Source organism: Streptomyces sp. CB00455, assembly GCF_001905445.1.
In the GTDB taxonomy this organism is placed as follows: domain Bacteria; phylum Actinomycetota; class Actinomycetes; order Streptomycetales; family Streptomycetaceae; genus Streptomyces.
This window is the reverse complement of sequence record NZ_LIVQ01000001.1, coordinates 1,290,345-1,307,676: the sequence shown is the minus strand read 5'-3', so window position 1 is coordinate 1,307,676 and position 17,332 is coordinate 1,290,345. Positions and strand designations below refer to the sequence as shown.

The following is a 17,332-nucleotide window of genomic DNA, read 5'->3' as shown; positions in this document are numbered from 1 at the left end:
GGGCGGTGGCGGTGGCGGTGGCGGTGGCGGGGCCGGGCGAGCGGACCGGCCCCGCCCCCGGGTCAGGAGGGCAGGGCGATCCGGGTGGCCGACCTGCCGAAGCCCGGGTCCCGGACGCCCGTGGACAGGGCGTCGGGCAGTCCGTGCAGGTCCTCGGGGCGGTAACGGCGGATCTTCCGGTGCCAGTTGAGGATGCCGGCGTGCCAGTCCTTCAGTTCGCCGACGTACGCGTCCAGCGCGCCGCGCGCCTCCCCGCTCAGTTTCCAGTCGTCGTAGAGGAGCGGCAGCTGGTGGGCCACGATGTGCTCGAACTCCTCGGTGCGCTGCGTCATCAGCGCGTGGCAGATGTGCAGTGCCTCCGGGTAGCCGATGTCGAAGAAGTTCCGCGTGACCAGAATGTAGTTGTGGACCTCCCCCTCGACCTCCACCTCCTTCTGGTAGGAGAAGACGTCGTTGATCAGGCACGCCGCGTCCGCGACCGCGTTCTCCAGCGACCGGATGGTGCCCGAGGAGTAGATCTCCGGCGGGATGCCCCGGCCCTGGTGCCCGAGCCGGCACAGGTACATCGTCAGGTAGGTGCCGAAGGTGCGCCGTCGCATCTCCGCGTAGTCGACCGGGTCCGGGATGCGGTTCTGGATCTGGTTGTCCACCTCCCACAGCCAGCTCTCCAGCATGTCCACCAGCGTGGCCCGGAATTCGGTCCGCTGCTCCGTGGACATGCCGGCGCTCGTGCGCACCCACAGGTCGCCCAGGCCGCGTTCCATGGCGGTCAGGGGTTCCGGCTGGTCGGCGTGGTCGACGGGGATCATGGCCACCAGGCGCGCCGTGGTGGCCTTGGCCGCGGGCAGGTTCTTGGCCTGGGCGAAGACCACGGGGTAGTAGTCGTCACCGTAGGTGCCCCAGGTCAGCCAGGAGGCGTTCAGGGTCAGCTGCTCGGGTGTGGCGTCGGGGTCGAGGCCTGCGGAGCAGAGGGCGAAGTCGTAGCCGCGCAGCTTCTGCTCGTTCCAGATGCCCGAGCCGGGATCGCCCGGCTGCGGATCCAGCAGGCCCGTCCGCCGGGCCCACGCCACCGACTCCTCGCGTGCGTGCGCCAGGTGCGGGCTGAGGCTGAGCTGATGGGGCATGTAGATGTCGGGGATGACGGAGGGGCCGGTCTTCTCGAAGGGGACGTGCGTGAAGGAGCGGCGGCGCAGCCCCATCGAGCGCTGCGCGAAGACGGACCGCAGATCGAGCGCAGAGGTGCCGAGGCCGGCCGGGAGGAAGGGGAGGGTGAGGGGGGCGGTGGCCCGGGCCTCCTTGTTCATGTAGCGGCTGGAGACCATGTGCCACTCGTGGCCGCCCGACTGCCAGTCCTGGAGGCCCTTGGCGTAGGCGAGGACGGCGGCGATCTCGGCCGGGTCCATGGCGTGGTCGGCGAAGAGCTGCGGCAGTTCGGCGAGCGCGGTGTGCTCGAACTGCTGGAGTCGGGAGGTGAGCAGGTCGTTGGACGCCTCGGCGGCCTCCTGGGTGGAGCAGCCCAGGAAGGTCTCCAGGACCAGGATGGCGTTGGAGAGCTCACCCTCGTCGGCGACCTCGCGCTCGTAGGAGAAGATGTCGTTCCTGATGTGCACGGCGTCGGAGAAGGCGTCGCGCAGCACGGCGAGCGGTCGCGCGTGCGCGACGCGGGCCGGTACCTCGGCGGAGACGTACTCGATCAGGCCGGCCGACCAGGGGGCGCCGCCCACCTTGCGGCGCATCTCGATGTATTCGAGCGGGTTCGACACGCGCCCGATGTTGATGTTGGCCAGTTCCCACATGGATTCGTTGAGGAGGTTCCTCGTGGATTGGGCGAACCGTTCCCTCCAGTCACCGGACATCGCCGGGACGGTCCGGGCCCACAGGTCCGCCAGCCCGGCCTCGACCGGGTTGGTCGCCTCGGGAAAGCCGTCGGCCAGGTCCATCGGCATGAAGGCGGCGAGCCGGTCGAGGTACTCCTTGGCGCCGTCGCGGTCCTGCGAGCGCTTGTACATCTCCAGGAAGTGGTCGTCGAAGAAGAAGACCCAGACGTACCAGTCGGTGACCAGCGACAGCGCTTCGCTGTCGCAGTCGGGGTGGGTGTAGGCGCACAGCAGCGCGTAGTCGTGGGAGTCGAGGTCGCGTTCTTCCCACACACCGGAACCCTCCAGCATCCCGAGTGCGCGGGCCCATCCCTTGGTGTGGACCCTCGCGTCCTCCAGGTGGGGATTCAGTCGTGCCGGATAGGGCACGTAGAAATCCGGCAGTTGAAACGGCTGCGTCACGGCGGGGTCGGCCTTTCCGTCCGAGGGTGCGGGGGGCCCTTGGCTGCGGCCCCCCCGCACGAGATCAGCAGTGCCCTACCCGTGGTGCCGTTGGGGTAAGGCGGAGTTCACTGCTTCAGGTGACGGAGGTGTCGTTCCGTGGCGGCGGGCCCTGACGCGGGGTAAGGGCGCTGGCTGAGGCGCATGACAGGGGTGCGGTGCCGCCGCCGGAGAAGGTGATGCTGACTGCCGACGCCTTGGCCTTGGCGAGTGCGAAGTCAGCCGGACTCATGGAGCCCTCGGCGACGGGATCGGTCGCGGCAGCAGCAGTGGACGACGGTTGTATTACCACCAAACCGGTAGCAGTAATTCCGTTTATGAGGACCAAGGAAATGAACCGCAACCCCCCTCGCCCATCCCGAGCGCCGGAGAGGCCCTTATTTCTTCTCACGCAAACCGCAAGTGTCGGAGTGCGCCCGGTGACTCTACTCTGAGTGCGCGCCTGCAAGCATGCTAACCTGCGCTTTTTATGGACACTTTATGCGCGCCGCCCCATTTGATCCGCTAGATCCCCTTGGTCGTATCCGCGCAGGTGATGGTGTGTGAGATAGGGGAATTCGCCCTGTTAGTCTGCGCCGGTAATTCTGCTGAGAAACATGGGGTGGGGTGTGAGAAGATTTCGCATGCGAGGGCTTTCTGCAGCATTGGCCGCAGCGGTCCTCTCAGGCATGCTGCCCGGCGCGGTTGCCGTAGCGGACAGCAAACCACGGGCTTCGCTGCCGGAGCTCGAGCAGCCGAAGGCGGTACCGGTCAAGCCGGTCCCTGCGGGCGGCGCGAAGAAGGCCGGTGACGCGGCGACGCCGTGGAAGGCTCCGAAGGTCTCCTGGCCGGCCGCGGGTTCGGCGGAGGTGGACCTGGCTCCGGCTTCGGGCCCGGTCTCGAAGTCGTTCCTCGCCGGTGCGGCGCAGGTTCCGGCCGTCGGTTCGGGCTCGCAGCAGGCGGGCAAGTTCCCGGTCGCGGTGTACGCGGCTCCGGGCAAGGCGGCCGAGGCGCCGTCCAAGGTGAAGGTCTCCGTCGCCGGCAAGGACGCGGCGCGCAAGGCCGGCATCGACGGCGTACTGCTGTCGGTGGGCCGCTCCGACGGTTCCGCGCAGTCCGCTTCGGCGCAGGTCGAGGTGGACTACAACTCCTTCCGGGGGGCCTACGGCGGCGACTACGCGACCCGCCTGCACCTGGTGGAGCTTCCGGCCTGTGCACTGACGACGCCGGAGCGCGCGGAGTGCCGTACGCAGAAGCCGCTGCAGACGCGCAACGACACGCACGCGGGCAAGCTGTCCGCGCAGGTCACGCCGCCTGGCGTCGCGGCGGAGGCGGCGGGCGGGCAGGCGGCCCCGGCGGCCGCAGCCGCGAGCGGCGGTGCGACCGTCCTCGCGGCGACGGCGGGTGACTCCGGCCCGACGGGTGACTACAAGGCAACGTCTCTGCAGCCGTCGGGCTCCTGGACTTCCGGCGGCTCGACCGGCGCCTTCTCCTGGACCTACGGCATCAGCACTCCCGATGTGCCCGGCGGGCAGGCCCCGCAGATCGGACTGAGCTACAGCTCGCAGTCGGTTGACGGCCGGACGAGCGCGTCGAACAGCCAGGCTTCGTGGATCGGCGACGGCTGGAACTGGGAGCCCGGCTTCATCGAGCGCAAGTACAAGGCGTGCAACGACGACAAGACCGGCGGCACCAACACCACCAAGGTGGGTGACCAGTGCTGGTTCAACGACAACGCGACGCTCTCGCTGGGCGGCAAGTCGACCGAGCTGGTCTTCGAGGCGGGCAAGGGCTGGCACCCGGCGTCCGACTCGGGTGAGAAGGTCGAGAAGCTGACCGGCGCCAACAACGGCGACAATGACGGTGAGCACTGGAAGATCACCACGACCGACGGCATGCAGTACTTCTTCGGCCTGAACCGCCTGCCGGGCTGGAAGGACGCGTCGACGCCGGCGACGAATTCCGCGTGGACGGTCCCGGTCTTCGGCAACCAGGCGGGCGAGCCCTGCTACAAGGCCTCGTTCGCGTCGGCCTGGTGCCGGCAGGCGTGGCGCTGGCAGATGGACTACGTGGTCGCTCCCGGCGGCAGCGCCATGGCGTACTACTGGAAGACCGAGACCAACAACTACGGCCGCAACGTGTCGGAGACCACCGGCAAGTCCACGGTCACCCCGTACGTCCGCGGCGGCTGGCTCGACCACATCGACTACGGCCTGCGCTCGGACTCGGTCTACACGGCCAAGGCCATGGGCCAGGTCACCTTCGACGTCTCCGAGCGCTGCCTGACCGCGTGTGGGACCTTCGACGAGACGAACGCGAAGAACTGGCCGGACACCCCGTATGACTTGTTCTGCAAGGACGGGTCCGCCGAGTGCAAGGGCCAGTACTCGCCCACCTTCTGGTCGCGCAAGCGCCTGACCGGCATCAACACCAAGGTCCTCACCGGCGGCGCCTATCAGGACGTCGACTCCTGGACCCTGGACCAGAACTTCCCGCCGGCCGGCGACGGCACCTCCACCCCCATGTGGCTGAAGTCCATCACCCGCACCGGCAGGGCGGGCGCCGCCACGGACACCCCGCTTCCCCCGGTCAGCTTCAGCGGTGAGCAGCGCCCGAACCGGGTGGACGCCACCGGTGACGGTCTCGCGCCGTACATCCGGCTGCGGGTGTCCCAGGTGAACACCGAGAGCGGCGGCACCATCGGAGTCACCTACTCCCAGCCCGACTGTACCCCTACGACCCTGCCGCAGCCGGACGGGACGAACACGACCCGCTGCTACCCCGTCAAGTGGGCAGCGGAGGGCGACACGTCGAAGGTCGACTGGTTCAACAGCTACGTGGTGACCCAGATCGTGGAGGGCGACAACATAGCCTCCACCCCGGACAAGGTGACCTCATACGCCTACCTCGGCGCGGCAGCCTGGGACAAGGACACCAGCGAGTTCACCAAGCCCGAGGACCGAGTGCACTCCGTCGCCCGCGGCTATGAGCTCGTGCAGACGCGCACCGGCGCCGCGAGTGACGCCAAGACGCTCTCCGCGAACCGCTACTTCCGGGGCCTGGACGGCAAGGACGTCAAGGACTCCGCAGGTGTCGCGGTCACCGACCGACCCGAGTTCGCCGGCATGGTCCGTGAGTCGGCCACCTACGAGGGCGACGACACCACCAAACTGATCAGCGCCAAGTCCAACACGCCCTGGCGCTCGGATCCCGTGGCCAAGCGGGTCCGTTCGGGCCTGCCCGACCTCGTCTCGTACAAGACGGGAACGGAGAAGGAGGCCACTCGAACCACCGTCACCGGCGGTACGCGCACGACCGAGGCCAGCCGCCACTTCGACGAGTACGGAATGGTCGACTGGGAGTCCTCGACGGGCGACACCGCCAAGACGGGTGACGAGGCCTGCACCACGACCACGTACGCCCGCAACACCACGAGCTGGATCCTGAACAAGCAAAGCCGCGTCGAGGCCGTGGCCGCGACATGCGGCTCACCCGTCAGCCGACCGTCCGACGTCATCTCCGACGTCCGTACCTACTTCGACAACGGCGCGCTCGGCACCGTTCCCGGTTCGGGCCTGGTGACGAAGAACGAGAAGATCAACGGCAAGGGCGACGGGTACGACGTCGTCTCCACCGTGCCGTCGACCTGCGGCGCCGCCAAGAACCAGCTTTGCTACGACGTCTACGGCCGAGCCCTGGCCGGCACCGACGCCTACAACAAGGTCAGCACGACCGCCTACACCCCGGCCACGGGCGAGGTCCCGACGTCCATGGTCGTGACGAACACGCTCGCGCACACCACCACTTCCGAGGTGGACCCGCTGCGTGGGCTGCCGACGAAGGTGACCGACGCCAACGGCAAGGTCACCACCACGGCGTACGACGCCCTCGGGCGTATGACCAAGGTCTGGTTCCCGAACTGGACGGTCGAGGCGAACCCGAACGCGCCCAGCCGCGTGTTCGACTACACGGTCCGCAACGACGGCCCGAACGTCGTCACCTCCAAGTCCCTGACGCACGACTACAAGTACTCCACCGTCTACTCCATCCAGGACGGTCTGCTGCGCGAGCGCCAGACGCAGACGCAGTCGCCCGACCTGTCCGGGCGTCTGGTCACGGAGACGTTCTACGACACCCGCGGCCTGGCCTGGCGCAGCTCCGGCACCTACTACGCCGACGGCGCGCCCTCACCTGATCTGGTGACGGGTACGGAGACCGCATACCCCGCCTCGACCGACACCGTCTTCGACGGTGCCGGACGGCCGACCGCAGTGATCTCCAAGAAGTTCGGCACCGAGACCAAGCGCGCCACCACCAGCTACACAGGTGACACCACCACGGTGATCCCGCCCCAGGGCGGGACAGCGACGACCACGGTCGTCGACGCGCTGGGCCGCACCGTCGAAAGCAAGCAGTACACCAACGCCGCCCGCACGACTTCACAGTCGACGCTGTACGGCTACAACAAGCTCGGCCAGCTCGCCCAGGTCACCGACCCGGGCAATGCGAAGTGGACAGCCACCTACGACGTCCGCGGCCGCCAGGTCGAGTCGAACGACTCGGACAAGGGCGTCATGAAGGTCACCTACGACGCCGGTGACCGCACCACGGACATCACCGACGCCCGCGGTATCACGCTGCACACCGACTACGACGACCTCGGCCGCCCTACCACCGTCAAGCAGGGCGCGACCGTGCTCATCGCGCAGGTCTACGACACGGTCGCCAAGGGCCAGGTGGCGAAGTCCACGCGCTACGTGGACGGCAAGGCGTACGAGTCCGAGGTCCTCGCCTACAACAACCTCTACCAGCCCCTCACCACCAAGGTCACCATCCCCTCCACCCCGGACACCGGGGCGCTGGCCGGCACCTACCAGTGGACGAACACCTACAACATCACCGGTCAGATCCTGACGACCAAGCAGCCGGCCATGGGCGACCTGCCTGCGGAGACGGTCGGCAGCACCTACAAGTCGGTGTCGGGCCTGCTCAACAACATGGCCGCAGGCAGCAGCCGCCTCGTCTCGGCGATGACCTACGACCACTACGGCCGCAGCACCCGCCAGGAACTCGGTGCCCTCGGTCAGCGCCTGTACCGCTCGACCGAGTACGACGAGCACACTGGTGCGATCAGCCGCGCCTACACCGACCGCGACCTCGCACCCCAGCGGATCGAGGACACCAAGTACAGCAACGACCCCGCGGGCAACCTCACATCCATCGCCACCGCGTACGGCCAGGACGCCGCACGCACCACCGACACCCAGTGCGTCCGCATTGACGCACTGCGCCGCATCACCGAGGCCTGGACCAACAAGGGCGAGGCCTGCGCGAGCTCGCCGTCGGCTTCGGTCATCGGTGGTGAGGACCCGTACTGGACGACGTACACCTACGACGCGGTCGGCAACCGCAAGACCGAGACCAAGCACAAGACGGCCTCGGGCCCGACCGCCGACACCATCCGCACCTACGCCCCGCCGACCGCCGGCAAGCACGACCTGACCAAGGTCACGCAGAGCGGCACCAACGTCCATGACGAGACCTTCACCTACGACGAGAGCGGCAACACCAAGACCCGCAAGAGCGGCACCGGTGAAACCCAGTACCTCGACTGGGACGTCGAAGGACACCTGAAGACCCTGACCCAGGGCACCTCCAGCAACTCCTTCGTCTACGACGCCGCCGGCCAGCGCTTGCTCCGCAAGGACACCAAGAGCACCACGCTCTACCTGCCCGGTGGGAACGAACTCCACCTGGACAAGACCGGAAAGGTCACTGGCACCCGCTACTACGACGGCGTCGCCATGCGCGAGGGCGGCAAGCTCACCTTCACCCTCACCGACCACCATGGCACCGGCACCACCCAGATCACCGCGGACGCGACCCAGGCGGTGACCCGCCGTAAGACCGGCCTGTTCGGTGAGATCCGCGGCACCCAGCCGACCGCCTGGGCCGGCGACAAGGGCTTCGTCGGGGGCACCAAGGACATCGACAGCGGTCTCACCCACCTCGGCGCCCGCGAGTACGATCCCCTGACCGGGCGGTTCATCTCCGTCGACCCGGTCATGGACCTCAAGGACTCGCAACAGCTCCACGGCTACACGTACTCGAACCAGAACCCCTTCACGTTCTGGGACCCCACCGGCAAGCAACTCGAAGAGTGCGCCAGCGGCATGGACAAGTGCCACAACGGCAACGACCCGTACGAGTATGGCAACCGCTACGAGGAGATCGTGGAATCCAACGGCGGAACCCTCTCCCCCGACTATTACCGCCAGAAGCACTATGGGGAGCAGAAGGACGCGTGCGGGTCCTGCTCCAGCGGAGCCGGGGCTGTACCTAACAGAGCCTCGGGCTCGCAGGGGGCGTGGCGGGACTGGCGCTCGCCTTCACGGGGGCCAGACTTGCACAAAGTGTGGTTGATTCGATCGTGAGCACCTTGGAGTTCAGGGGGAGGGGGCGATGATGAAGAGATCGAGGACTCATCTCCTGAAAGGTCTCATCTTTTCCGGCGTCTCCCAGGCTCTTCCGGTGATCGTCATCATCGAGGCCATCAGCTCACCGCACGACACGTACACTCCGCTGGCCCTGACTTTGATGCTCTCCCCCTTCTTCGCATGCTTCGCGTGGCGTTACTATTTCTCGCCCGGATTGCTCGCGAAGAAGGGTCACCTAGTCGTTCGCGAGCCGTATCGCACGACCTGGATTCCATGGTCGGACATTTCTGGGATTAAATGGCAGAAATCCATTCTCGGCTATCAGCTTTGCCTGGTGAATGGAGCGGCTCACGCAGGTGAGAAGTTTTACCCGAGGGCCTTTCAGAAGACCCGGGATGGGGAAGCAGCAAGGACGCGGCTCTTGGCTGACATGGAAGTCATGAGAGATTCCTCGTCCGGCGGGTCGGGAGACCCGCTGCGACATCAGCGGTCCAGCTTCGCGCCGGAATTCGCCTCTACGGCCTTCTTCGTCCTCTGCTTGATCGTGGCACTGACCGGCCAGTGATCACGAGGAGCGGTCCGGCGGGTACTACCCGCCGGACCGCCCTGGGGGCTCCGGGGCGGATCGGCTCGATGAAGATCCTGAAACATCCGCCATCTCCATGAGCTGACGGCGAACCAAGCAGGCCCTGCCCGGGAATCGGGGCAGGGCCTGCATCGTTTCAATCCTGCTATCTACTCCGCCTCGCCCTCCAGGTTGCCCTCCGTGTCCAGGTACACCTGGCGCAGGGCTTCGAGGATCTGGGGGTCCGGCTTTTCCCACATGCCGCGGGACTCGGCCTCCAGGAGGCGCTCCGCGATGCCGTGAAGGGCCCAGGGGTTGGCCTCCTCCAGGAAGGCGCGGTTCTCCGGGTCCAGGACGTACGTCTCCGTCAGCTTGTCGTACATCCAGTCCGCGACCACGCCCGTCGTGGCGTCGTAGCCGAAGAGGTAGTCGACCGTCGCCGCCAGCTCGAAGGCGCCCTTGTAGCCGTGGCGGCGCATCGCCTCGATCCACTTCGGGTTCACGACCCGGGCGCGGAAGACGCGTGAGGTCTCCTCCACCAGGGTGCGGGTCTTGACCGTCTCCGGGCGGGTGGAGTCGCCGATGTACGCCTCCGGCGCCGTGCCGCGCAGGGCGCGCACCGTGGCCACCATGCCGCCGTGGTACTGGAAGTAGTCGTCCGAGTCGGCGATGTCGTGCTCACGGGTGTCCGTGTTCTTCGCCGCGACGGTGATCCGCTTGTAGGCGGTCTCCATCTCCGCGCGCGCCGGACGGCCCTCCAGGCCGCGGCCGTAGGCGTAGCCGCCCCACACCGTGTAGACCTCCGCGAGGTCGGCGTCCGTACGCCAGTCACGGGAGTCGATCAGCTGGAGGATGCCCGCCCCGTACGTGCCCGGGCGCGAGCCGAAGATACGGGTGGTCGCGCGCCGCTCGTCACCGTGCTCGGCCAGATCCGCCTGGGCGTGGGCCCGGACGAAGTTCTGCTCGGCCGGCTCGTCCAGCGAGGCCGCGAGCCGCACCGCGTCGTCCAGCAGGCCGATCACGTGCGGGAAGGCGTCGCGGAAGAAGCCCGAGATGCGCAGGGTGACGTCGATGCGGGGTCGGCCCAGCTCCGCGAGCGGGACCGGCTCCAGCCCGGTGACGCGGCGCGATGCCTCGTCCCACACCGGGCGGATGCCCAGCAGGGAGAGGGCTTCCGCCACGTCGTCGCCCGAGGTGCGCATCGCGCTGGTGCCCCACAGGGACAGGCCGACGGAGGCGGGCCAGTCGCCGTTGTCCGTGCGGTAGCGGGTCAGCAGCGACTCGGCGAGGGCCTGGCCGGTCTCCCACGCGAGGCGCGAGGGGACGGCCTTGGGGTCGACCGAGTAGAAGTTGCGGCCCGTCGGCAGGACGTTGACCAGGCCGCGCAGCGGGGAGCCGGACGGGCCGGCCGGGACGAAGCCGCCGTCCAGGGCTCTGACGACATGGGCGATCTCGTCGACCGTGCCCGCCAGCCGCGGCACCACTTCGCGCGCCGCGAAGTCCAGCACCGCGGCGACCTCCGCCGGCTGCCCGGCGGCCACCTCGGCGACGGCCTGCGGGGACCAGTCGGCGTCCTCCATCGCCTGCACCAGGGCGCGGGCCGCTTCCTCCACGGCGTCCGCCGAGGTGCGGGTGGCCGCCGACTCGTCCAGGCCCAGTGCCTCGCGCAGACCCGGGAGCGCCGTCGTACCGCCCCAGATCTGGCGGGCGCGCAGGATGGCGAGGACCAGGTTCACCCGGGCGGCACCCGTGGGGGCGCCGCCGAGCACGTGCAGGCCGTCGCGGATCTGCGCGTCCTTGACCTCGCACAGCCAGCCGTCGACGTGCAGCAGGAAGTCGTCGAACCCGTCGTCGTCCGGGCGCTCTTCGAGACCGAGGTCGTGGTCGAGCTTCGCCGCCTGGATCAGGGTCCAGATCTGTGCGCGGATGGCCGGAAGCTTCGCCGGGTCCATCGCGGAGATCTGGGCGTACTCGTCGAGGTGCTGCTCCAGACGCGCGATGTCCCCGTACGACTCCGCGCGGGCCATCGGCGGCACCAGGTGGTCGACGAGCGTGGCGTGCACGCGGCGCTTGGCCTGCGTGCCCTCGCCCGGGTCGTTGACCAGGAACGGGTAGATCAGCGGCAGGTCGCCGAGCGCGGCGTCGGGCGCGCAGGCCGCGGACAGGCCCGCGTTCTTGCCCGGCAGCCACTCCAAGTTGCCGTGCTTGCCCAGGTGGATCATCGCGTCGGCGCCGAAGCCGCCGTCCTCGGCGCGGGCCTGGATCCAGCGGTACGCGGCCAGGTAGTGGTGCGAGGGCGGCAGGTCCGGGTCGTGGTAGATCGCGATCGGGTTCTCGCCGAAGCCGCGCGGGGGCTGGATCAGGATCAGCAGGTTCCCGCGGCGCAGGGCGGCCAGCACGATGTCGCCCTCGGGATTCGCCGACCGGTCCACGAACATGTTGCCCGGGGCCTGGCCCCAGTGCCGCTCCACGCTCTCGCGCAGTTCGGCGGGGAGCTCGGCGAACCAGCGGCGGTAGTCGGCGGCCGGGATCCGGACGGGGTTGCGCGCGAGCTGCTCCTCGGTGAGCCAGTCCTGGTCGTGTCCGCCGGCCTCGATCAGGGCGCGGATCAGCTCGTCGCCGTCACCGGAGACCAGGCCGGGGATCTCCTCCACCGGACCGAAGTCGTAACCCGCGGCGATGAGGGTGCGCAGCAGCTCGACGGCGCTGGCGGGGGTGTCCAGGCCCACCGCGTTGCCGATGCGGGAGTGCTTGGTGGGGTAGGCCGAGAGGACCAGGGCGAGCTTCTTGTCGCGGCGCTCGATGTGGCGCAGGCGGGCGTGGCGCACCGCGATGCCCGCCACCCGGGCGGCCCGCTCGGGGTCGGCCACGTAGGCGGGCAGTCCGTCCTCGTCGAACTCCTTGAAGGAGAACGGGACGGTGATCAGGCGGCCGTCGAACTCGGGCACGGCGACCTGGGTGGCGGCGTCGAGGGGGGAGAGGCCCTCGTCGTTCTCCTCCCAGGTGCTGCGCGAACCGGTCAGGCACAGGGCCTGGAGGATCGGCACGCCGAGCGAGGCGAGCGCGCCCGCGTCCCAGGACTCGTCGTCCCCGCCCGCGGAGGCGGTGGCCGGCTTGGTGCCGCCGGCCGCGAGCACGGTGGTGACGACGGCGTCGACGCCCTCCAGGCGGGCCAGCAGCTCCGGTTCGGGCGTGCGCAGGGAGGACACGTAGAGCGGGAGGGCCTGCGCGCCGTGGGCCTCGACGGCCTCGCACAGGGCGTGCACGAAGGCGGTGTTGCCGCTCATCTGGTGGGCGCGGTAGTAGAGCACGGCGATCCGGGGGCCGTCCGTCCGCTGCGCGGTGCGCTCCAGCGGGCCCCAGGTGGGGGCGGCGGCGGGCGGCTCGAAGCCGTGGCCGGTCAGCAGGACCGTGTCGGACAGGAAGCGGGCCAGCTGGTCGAGGTTGGCGGGGCCGCCGTGCGCGAGGTAGCCGTGGGCCTCGGCCGCGATGCCGATGGGCACCGTGGAGGCTTCCATCAGCTGGGCGTCCGGAGCCTGTTCGCCGGTCAGGACCACGACCGGACGGGTCTGGCCGGGGGCCAGCAGCAGGTCGAGGCCCTCCTGCCAGGCGCGCAGGCCCCCGAGGAGGCGTACGACGACCAGGTCGACGCCGTCGAGGAGGCCCGGGAGGTCGTCGAGGGGAAGACGGGAGGGGTTTGCGAACCGGTACGGGACGGGGCCGTCCGCGGCGCGGGCGCTGAGCAGATCGGTGTCGGACGTCGACAGCAGCAGGATCATGCGGCGGCAGGCCTTCCTCGGGGTTTCCGCGCCCCGGGCAGTGAGGACAGCGGGAGTTCCTGACTCACCCCGCCGATCGCTCCGCGGGGTTCACAGTGGCGGGACCGCGCCGGAATCTCACCGGGCTTCCTCCCATGTCGCCGTCCTCGGCGACGGCGGGCCGAACGGTCCGCCAAAAGCCATCCTAGGGGGTGCCTCGTCGGTCGGGTCGGGCCCGGGGCGTCAAGACATCCCAAGACACCCCAAGCCACCCCCTGGGGGCCGTGTTCCGGCCGGGAGCGGGGGTGCGGGCGGACGGATGCGGGGGGCGGGGGTGCGGCGCCGGTGCCGCGACCGCGCCCCGGGCCCAGGGACTTTCCCCGGCCGTGGTCGGACCCGGGGCGTCAAGACATCCCAAGACACCCCCTGGGAGCCGTGTTGAGGCCAGGAGCGGGGGTGCGGGCGGCGCGGGCGACCGCCGCCGGGGCCGCGGGGCTGTGGCGCCCCGGGGCGGGCGGACGCGGAGGGCGGGGGTGCGGCGCCGGTGCCGCGACCGCGCCCCGGGCCGCGGGACTTCCTCCGGTCGCCGCGGGGAGGCGTCCCCGGCCGCGGGACTTCCTCCGGTCGCCGCGGGGAGGCGTCCCCGGGGCGCGGGACTTCCTCCGGGGGGCGGGGAGGGGGTGGTGGCGGACGGGGCCGCCGGGCTGGGGCGCTGGTCGCAGGGGTTGGGGTGGTGACGGACACAGGTCGGCGGAGGGGAATCGTGGGTATGCTCGCCGCCATGCCCCAGCCCCCTGCCGCCGCATCGCGGGACGAACCCGTCATACGGGAGCGCGGCGACGCCTGCCCCGGCGCGCTGCGGCTGCACGCGGCCGACGACGGCCACCTGGCACGGATCCGGATCCCCGGCGGCCTGCTCGACGGCGGCGCGGCCCGGGTGCTGGCCGAGGCCGCCCGGCGACTCGGCGACGGCCACATCGACCTCACCTCGCGCGGCAACGTGCAGCTGCGCGGTCTCGGCGAGAGCTGCGGCGGCGAACTGGCGGACCTGCTGGGGCGTGCCGGGCTGCTTCCCGCGCCGACCCACGAACGGGTCCGCAACATCGTCGCTTCCCCGCTGACCGGACTCGACCGCAGCGGGCTCCCCGACGTGTCCCCCTGGGTCTGCGAGCTGGACCGGCTGCTGTGTGCGAGCGGACCGGCCGCCGGTCTGTCCGGGCGGTTCCTCTTCGCCCTCGACGACGGTCGCGGCGACGTCGTCTCCCTCGCCGCCGATGTGAACCTCGCCGCCCGGCACGACGGCCGGGCCCTGCTGTGGACCGGCGACCCGCGCGACGCCGTGCTCGTGGCCGCGCACGACGCCCCCAGGGCCGCGCTGCTGGCCGCCGAATACTTCCTCGACGCCGTCCGGGCTGCCGGCACCCGCGCCTGGCGCGTGGCCGAGCTTCCGCCCGGACACGCCCTCTGCGGGACGCGGTTGACGTCCCGGCTGGCCGCCGCCGGCATCCGGGCGACCCCCGCGTCCACTTCCGGGCCGGCGTCCGCCCCCGCGTCCGCTCCCGAGCCCGCCGCCGCCCCCGCGCCCGGGCGCCCGCCCGAGCCGGGCATCGTGCCCGGGCCCGGTGACACCGCCGCACTCAGCGTGCTGGCGCCCCTCGGCCGGCTCACCGCGGACCAGTGGACCCACCTGGCCGGCCTCACGGGCCGGATCCGCCTCACGCCGTGGCGCGGAGTGGTCGTCGTCGGCCTGCCCGGCCACGCGGCCGGGGACGCCCTCGCCGCACTGGCCGGCGCCGGTCTGGTCACCACCCCCGACGACCCCTGGCGGTCCGTCACCGCCTGTACGGGCAGGCCCGGTTGCGCCAAGTCCCTCGCCGACGTGCGCGCCGACGCGCGCGCCCTCGTACGGCGGACGCGCGGCACGCTGCCCGTGCACTGGTCCGGCTGCGAGCGCAGGTGCGGTCACCCGCGGGGCACCGCATGGGTGGACGCGGTCGCCACCGGGAACGGGTACCGGCTCTCCGTGCACGGCCGGGAACTGCCGCCCGACCCCGACCGCCCCGACCTCTCCGAGGCCCTCGCGGCCGCGCGCAACACCCCTGAAGAATCCGCAGACGCAGTGAAGAAATGAGCGAGTACACAGTGTTCGAGTACGAGAAGGACGGCGCCGCGATCTACCGCCAGTCCTTTGCCACGATCCGCGCCGAGGCGGACCTCTCCGGGCTGCCCGTCTCGGTCGCCCAGGTCGCGGTGCGCATGATTCACGCCTGCGGGATGACCGACCTCCCGCAGGACCTCGGGTACACGCCCGAGGTGGTGCTGCGGGCCCGCGCCGCCCTGGAGGCGGGCGCGCCGATCCTGTGCGACGTGCAGATGGTCGCCAGCGGCGTCACCCGCAAGCGGCTTCCCGCCGGCAACGAGGTGATCTGCACGCTCTCCGACCCGGCCGTACCGGGGCTGGCCGCGAAGACGGGCACCACCCGCAGCGCCGCCGCCCTCGAACTGTGGCGTGACCGCGGCCTGCTGGAAGGCTCGGTGATCGCCGTCGGCAACGCCCCCACCGCGCTGTTCCGGCTGCTGGAGATGATCGAGGAGGGCGCCCCGCGCCCCGCCGCCGTCATCGGAGTGCCCGTCGGCTTCATCGGCGCCGCCGAATCCAAGGACGCGCTCGCCGCGCACCCGTCCGCGCTCGACCACCTGATCGTGCGCGGCCGGCGCGGCGGCAGCGCCATCGCCGCGGCCGCCGTGAACGCCATCGCGAGCGTGGCCGAATGAGCGCCGCCGAGACCAAGGGGCGCCTCTACGGCGTCGGGCTCGGGCCCGGCGACCCGTCCCTGATGACCCTGCGCGCGGTCGAGGTGATCGCCGAAGCCGACGTCGTGGCCTACCACAGCGCCCGCCACGGCCGGTCCATCGCCCGCTCGATCGCCGCGAAGCACCTGCGCGCCGACCACGTCGAAGAGCCGCTGGTCTACCCGGTCACCACCGAGACCACCGACCACCCCGGCGGCTACCAGGGGGCGATGGAGGAGTTCTACGAGTCCGCCGCCGCCCGTCTCGCCGCCCACCTGGACGCCGGACGGACCGTCGCCGTGCTGGCGGAGGGCGATCCGCTCTTCTACAGCTCGTACATGCACATGCACAAGCGGCTCGCGGACCGGTACGAGACGGAGGTGGTCCCCGGCGTCACCTCCGTCAGCGCCGCCGCCGCCCGGCTGGGCACGCCGCTCGTGGAGGGCGAGGAGGTCCTGACGATCCTCCCCGGCACCCTGCCCGAGGACGAGCTCACCGCGCGCCTGGCCGCCACCGACTCGGCGGTCGTGATGAAACTCGGCCGGACCTTCCCCGCCGTGCGCGCGGCGATGGAGAAGAGCGGCCGGCTCGCCGAGGCCCGCTACGTCGAGCGCGCCACCATGGCCGGGGAGCGCACCGGCGCCCTCGCCGACACGGACCCGGGATCCGTGCCGTACTTCGCCGTCGCCGTCGTCCCCAGCCGCATCGGGAACCCGGGCAGTGTGCCGTCCGGCCCCGGACAGGTCGCCGTCGTCGGCACCGGACCGGCCGGCCCCCTGTGGCTCACCCCCGAGACCCGGCGCGCGCTGGCCGACGCGGAGGTGCTCGTCGGCTACACCACCTACCTGGACCGGGTGCCCGTCAGGCCCGGCCAGATCCGGCACGGCTCCGACAACAAGGTGGAGTCGGAGCGGGCCGAGTTCGCCCTCGACCTCGCCCGGCGCGGGCACCGGGTGGCCGTGGTGTCCGGCGGTGACCCCGGGGTCTTCGCCATGGCCACCGCGGTCCTGGAGGTCGCCGGACAGCCCGAGTACAAGGACGTGCCCGTACGGGTCCTGCCGGGCGTGACCGCGGCCAACGCGGCGGCCGCCGCGGCGGGCGCGCCGCTGGGCCACGACTACGCGACGATCTCCCTCTCGGACCGGCTCAAGCCCTGGGAGGTCATCGCGGAGCGGCTGCGGGCCGCCGCCGCGGCGGACCTGGTCCTCGCGCTGTACAACCCCGGCTCGCGCAGCCGGACCTGGCAGGTGGCGCAGGCCCGCGAGCTGCTGCTGCAACTGCGCTCGCCCGGGACCCCGGTGGTCGTCGCGCGCGACGTGGGCGGGCCTGGGCAGTCGGTGCGGACGCTCACGCTCGCCGAACTGGACCCCTCCGAGGTGGACATGCGCACGCTCCTGCTGATCGGCTCCTCGCAGACCCGGGTCACCGAACGGGCGGACGGCTCGCGGATCACGTGGACGCCGCGCCGCTACCCGTGACCGG

7 protein-coding genes and 1 riboswitch are annotated in these 17,332 nt (G+C 70.8%); of the genes, 5 read left to right on the top strand and 2 right to left on the bottom strand.

The window, feature by feature from the left end:
- Positions 1-62: 62 nt before the first annotated feature.
- Positions 63-2,279: a terpene synthase family protein gene (locus AMK16_RS05895; RefSeq protein WP_073909368.1), complete on the bottom strand. Its 2,217-nt coding sequence runs from the start codon at positions 2,277-2,279 to the stop codon at positions 63-65.
- A gap of 662 nt (positions 2,280-2,941) precedes the next feature.
- Here AMK16_RS05895 and AMK16_RS05890 point away from each other — a divergent pair.
- Together AMK16_RS05890 and AMK16_RS05885 are read left to right on the top strand one after the other, a co-directional pair.
- Positions 2,942-8,731, top strand: a complete 5,790-nt coding sequence (locus tag AMK16_RS05890; protein WP_199885350.1) for an RHS repeat domain-containing protein — start codon at positions 2,942-2,944, stop codon at positions 8,729-8,731.
- A gap of 97 nt (positions 8,732-8,828) precedes the next feature.
- Positions 8,829-9,299 carry a hypothetical protein gene (locus AMK16_RS05885; protein WP_143196797.1) on the top strand — a complete coding sequence of 157 codons (471 nt, stop codon included), beginning with the start codon at positions 8,829-8,831 and terminating at the stop codon, positions 9,297-9,299.
- Positions 9,300-9,469: 170 nt separating this feature from the next.
- Here the strand turns inward: AMK16_RS05885 and cobN are convergent, their stop codons facing one another.
- Entirely contained in the window at positions 9,470-13,078 is a 3,609-nt protein-coding gene (cobN, locus tag AMK16_RS05880) for a cobaltochelatase subunit CobN (RefSeq protein WP_073909363.1), read from the bottom strand.
- A 40-nt stretch (positions 13,079-13,118) separates the two neighbouring features.
- A riboswitch (cobalamin riboswitch) is annotated at positions 13,119-13,245 on the bottom strand.
- Positions 13,246-13,838: 593 nt separating this feature from the next.
- Between cobN and cobG the strand changes: the two genes are divergently transcribed.
- From cobG to AMK16_RS05865, 3 genes are read left to right on the top strand one after another with little or no spacing between them, the layout of a single operon-like run.
- Entirely contained in the window at positions 13,839-15,188 is a 1,350-nt protein-coding gene (gene cobG, locus AMK16_RS05875; RefSeq protein WP_242438603.1) for a precorrin-3B synthase, read from the top strand.
- Entirely contained in the window at positions 15,185-15,832 is a 648-nt protein-coding gene (locus AMK16_RS05870; RefSeq protein WP_073909361.1) for a precorrin-8X methylmutase, read from the top strand. The genes cobG and AMK16_RS05870 overlap by 4 nt, the downstream gene beginning before the upstream one ends.
- Positions 15,829-17,328, top strand: a complete 1,500-nt coding sequence (locus AMK16_RS05865) for a precorrin-2 C(20)-methyltransferase (RefSeq protein WP_073909358.1) — start codon at positions 15,829-15,831, stop codon at positions 17,326-17,328. The genes AMK16_RS05870 and AMK16_RS05865 overlap by 4 nt, the downstream gene beginning before the upstream one ends.
- The last annotated feature ends 4 nt before the right edge of the window (positions 17,329-17,332 follow it).

Bases quoted from the DNA above. Each gene is read 5' to 3' on its own strand.
- AMK16_RS05890 (WP_199885350.1), top strand. From the start codon at position 2,942: ATGCGAGGGCTTTCTGCAGCATTGGCCGCAGCGGTCCTCTCAGGCATG.
- cobN (WP_073909363.1), bottom strand. From the start codon at position 13,078: ATGATCCTGCTGCTGTCGACGTCCGACACCGATCTGCTCAGCGCCCGC.
- cobG (WP_242438603.1), top strand. From the start codon at position 13,839: ATGCCCCAGCCCCCTGCCGCCGCATCGCGGGACGAACCCGTCATACGG.
- AMK16_RS05870 (WP_073909361.1), top strand. From the start codon at position 15,185: ATGAGCGAGTACACAGTGTTCGAGTACGAGAAGGACGGCGCCGCGATC.
- AMK16_RS05865 (WP_073909358.1), top strand. From the start codon at position 15,829: ATGAGCGCCGCCGAGACCAAGGGGCGCCTCTACGGCGTCGGGCTCGGG.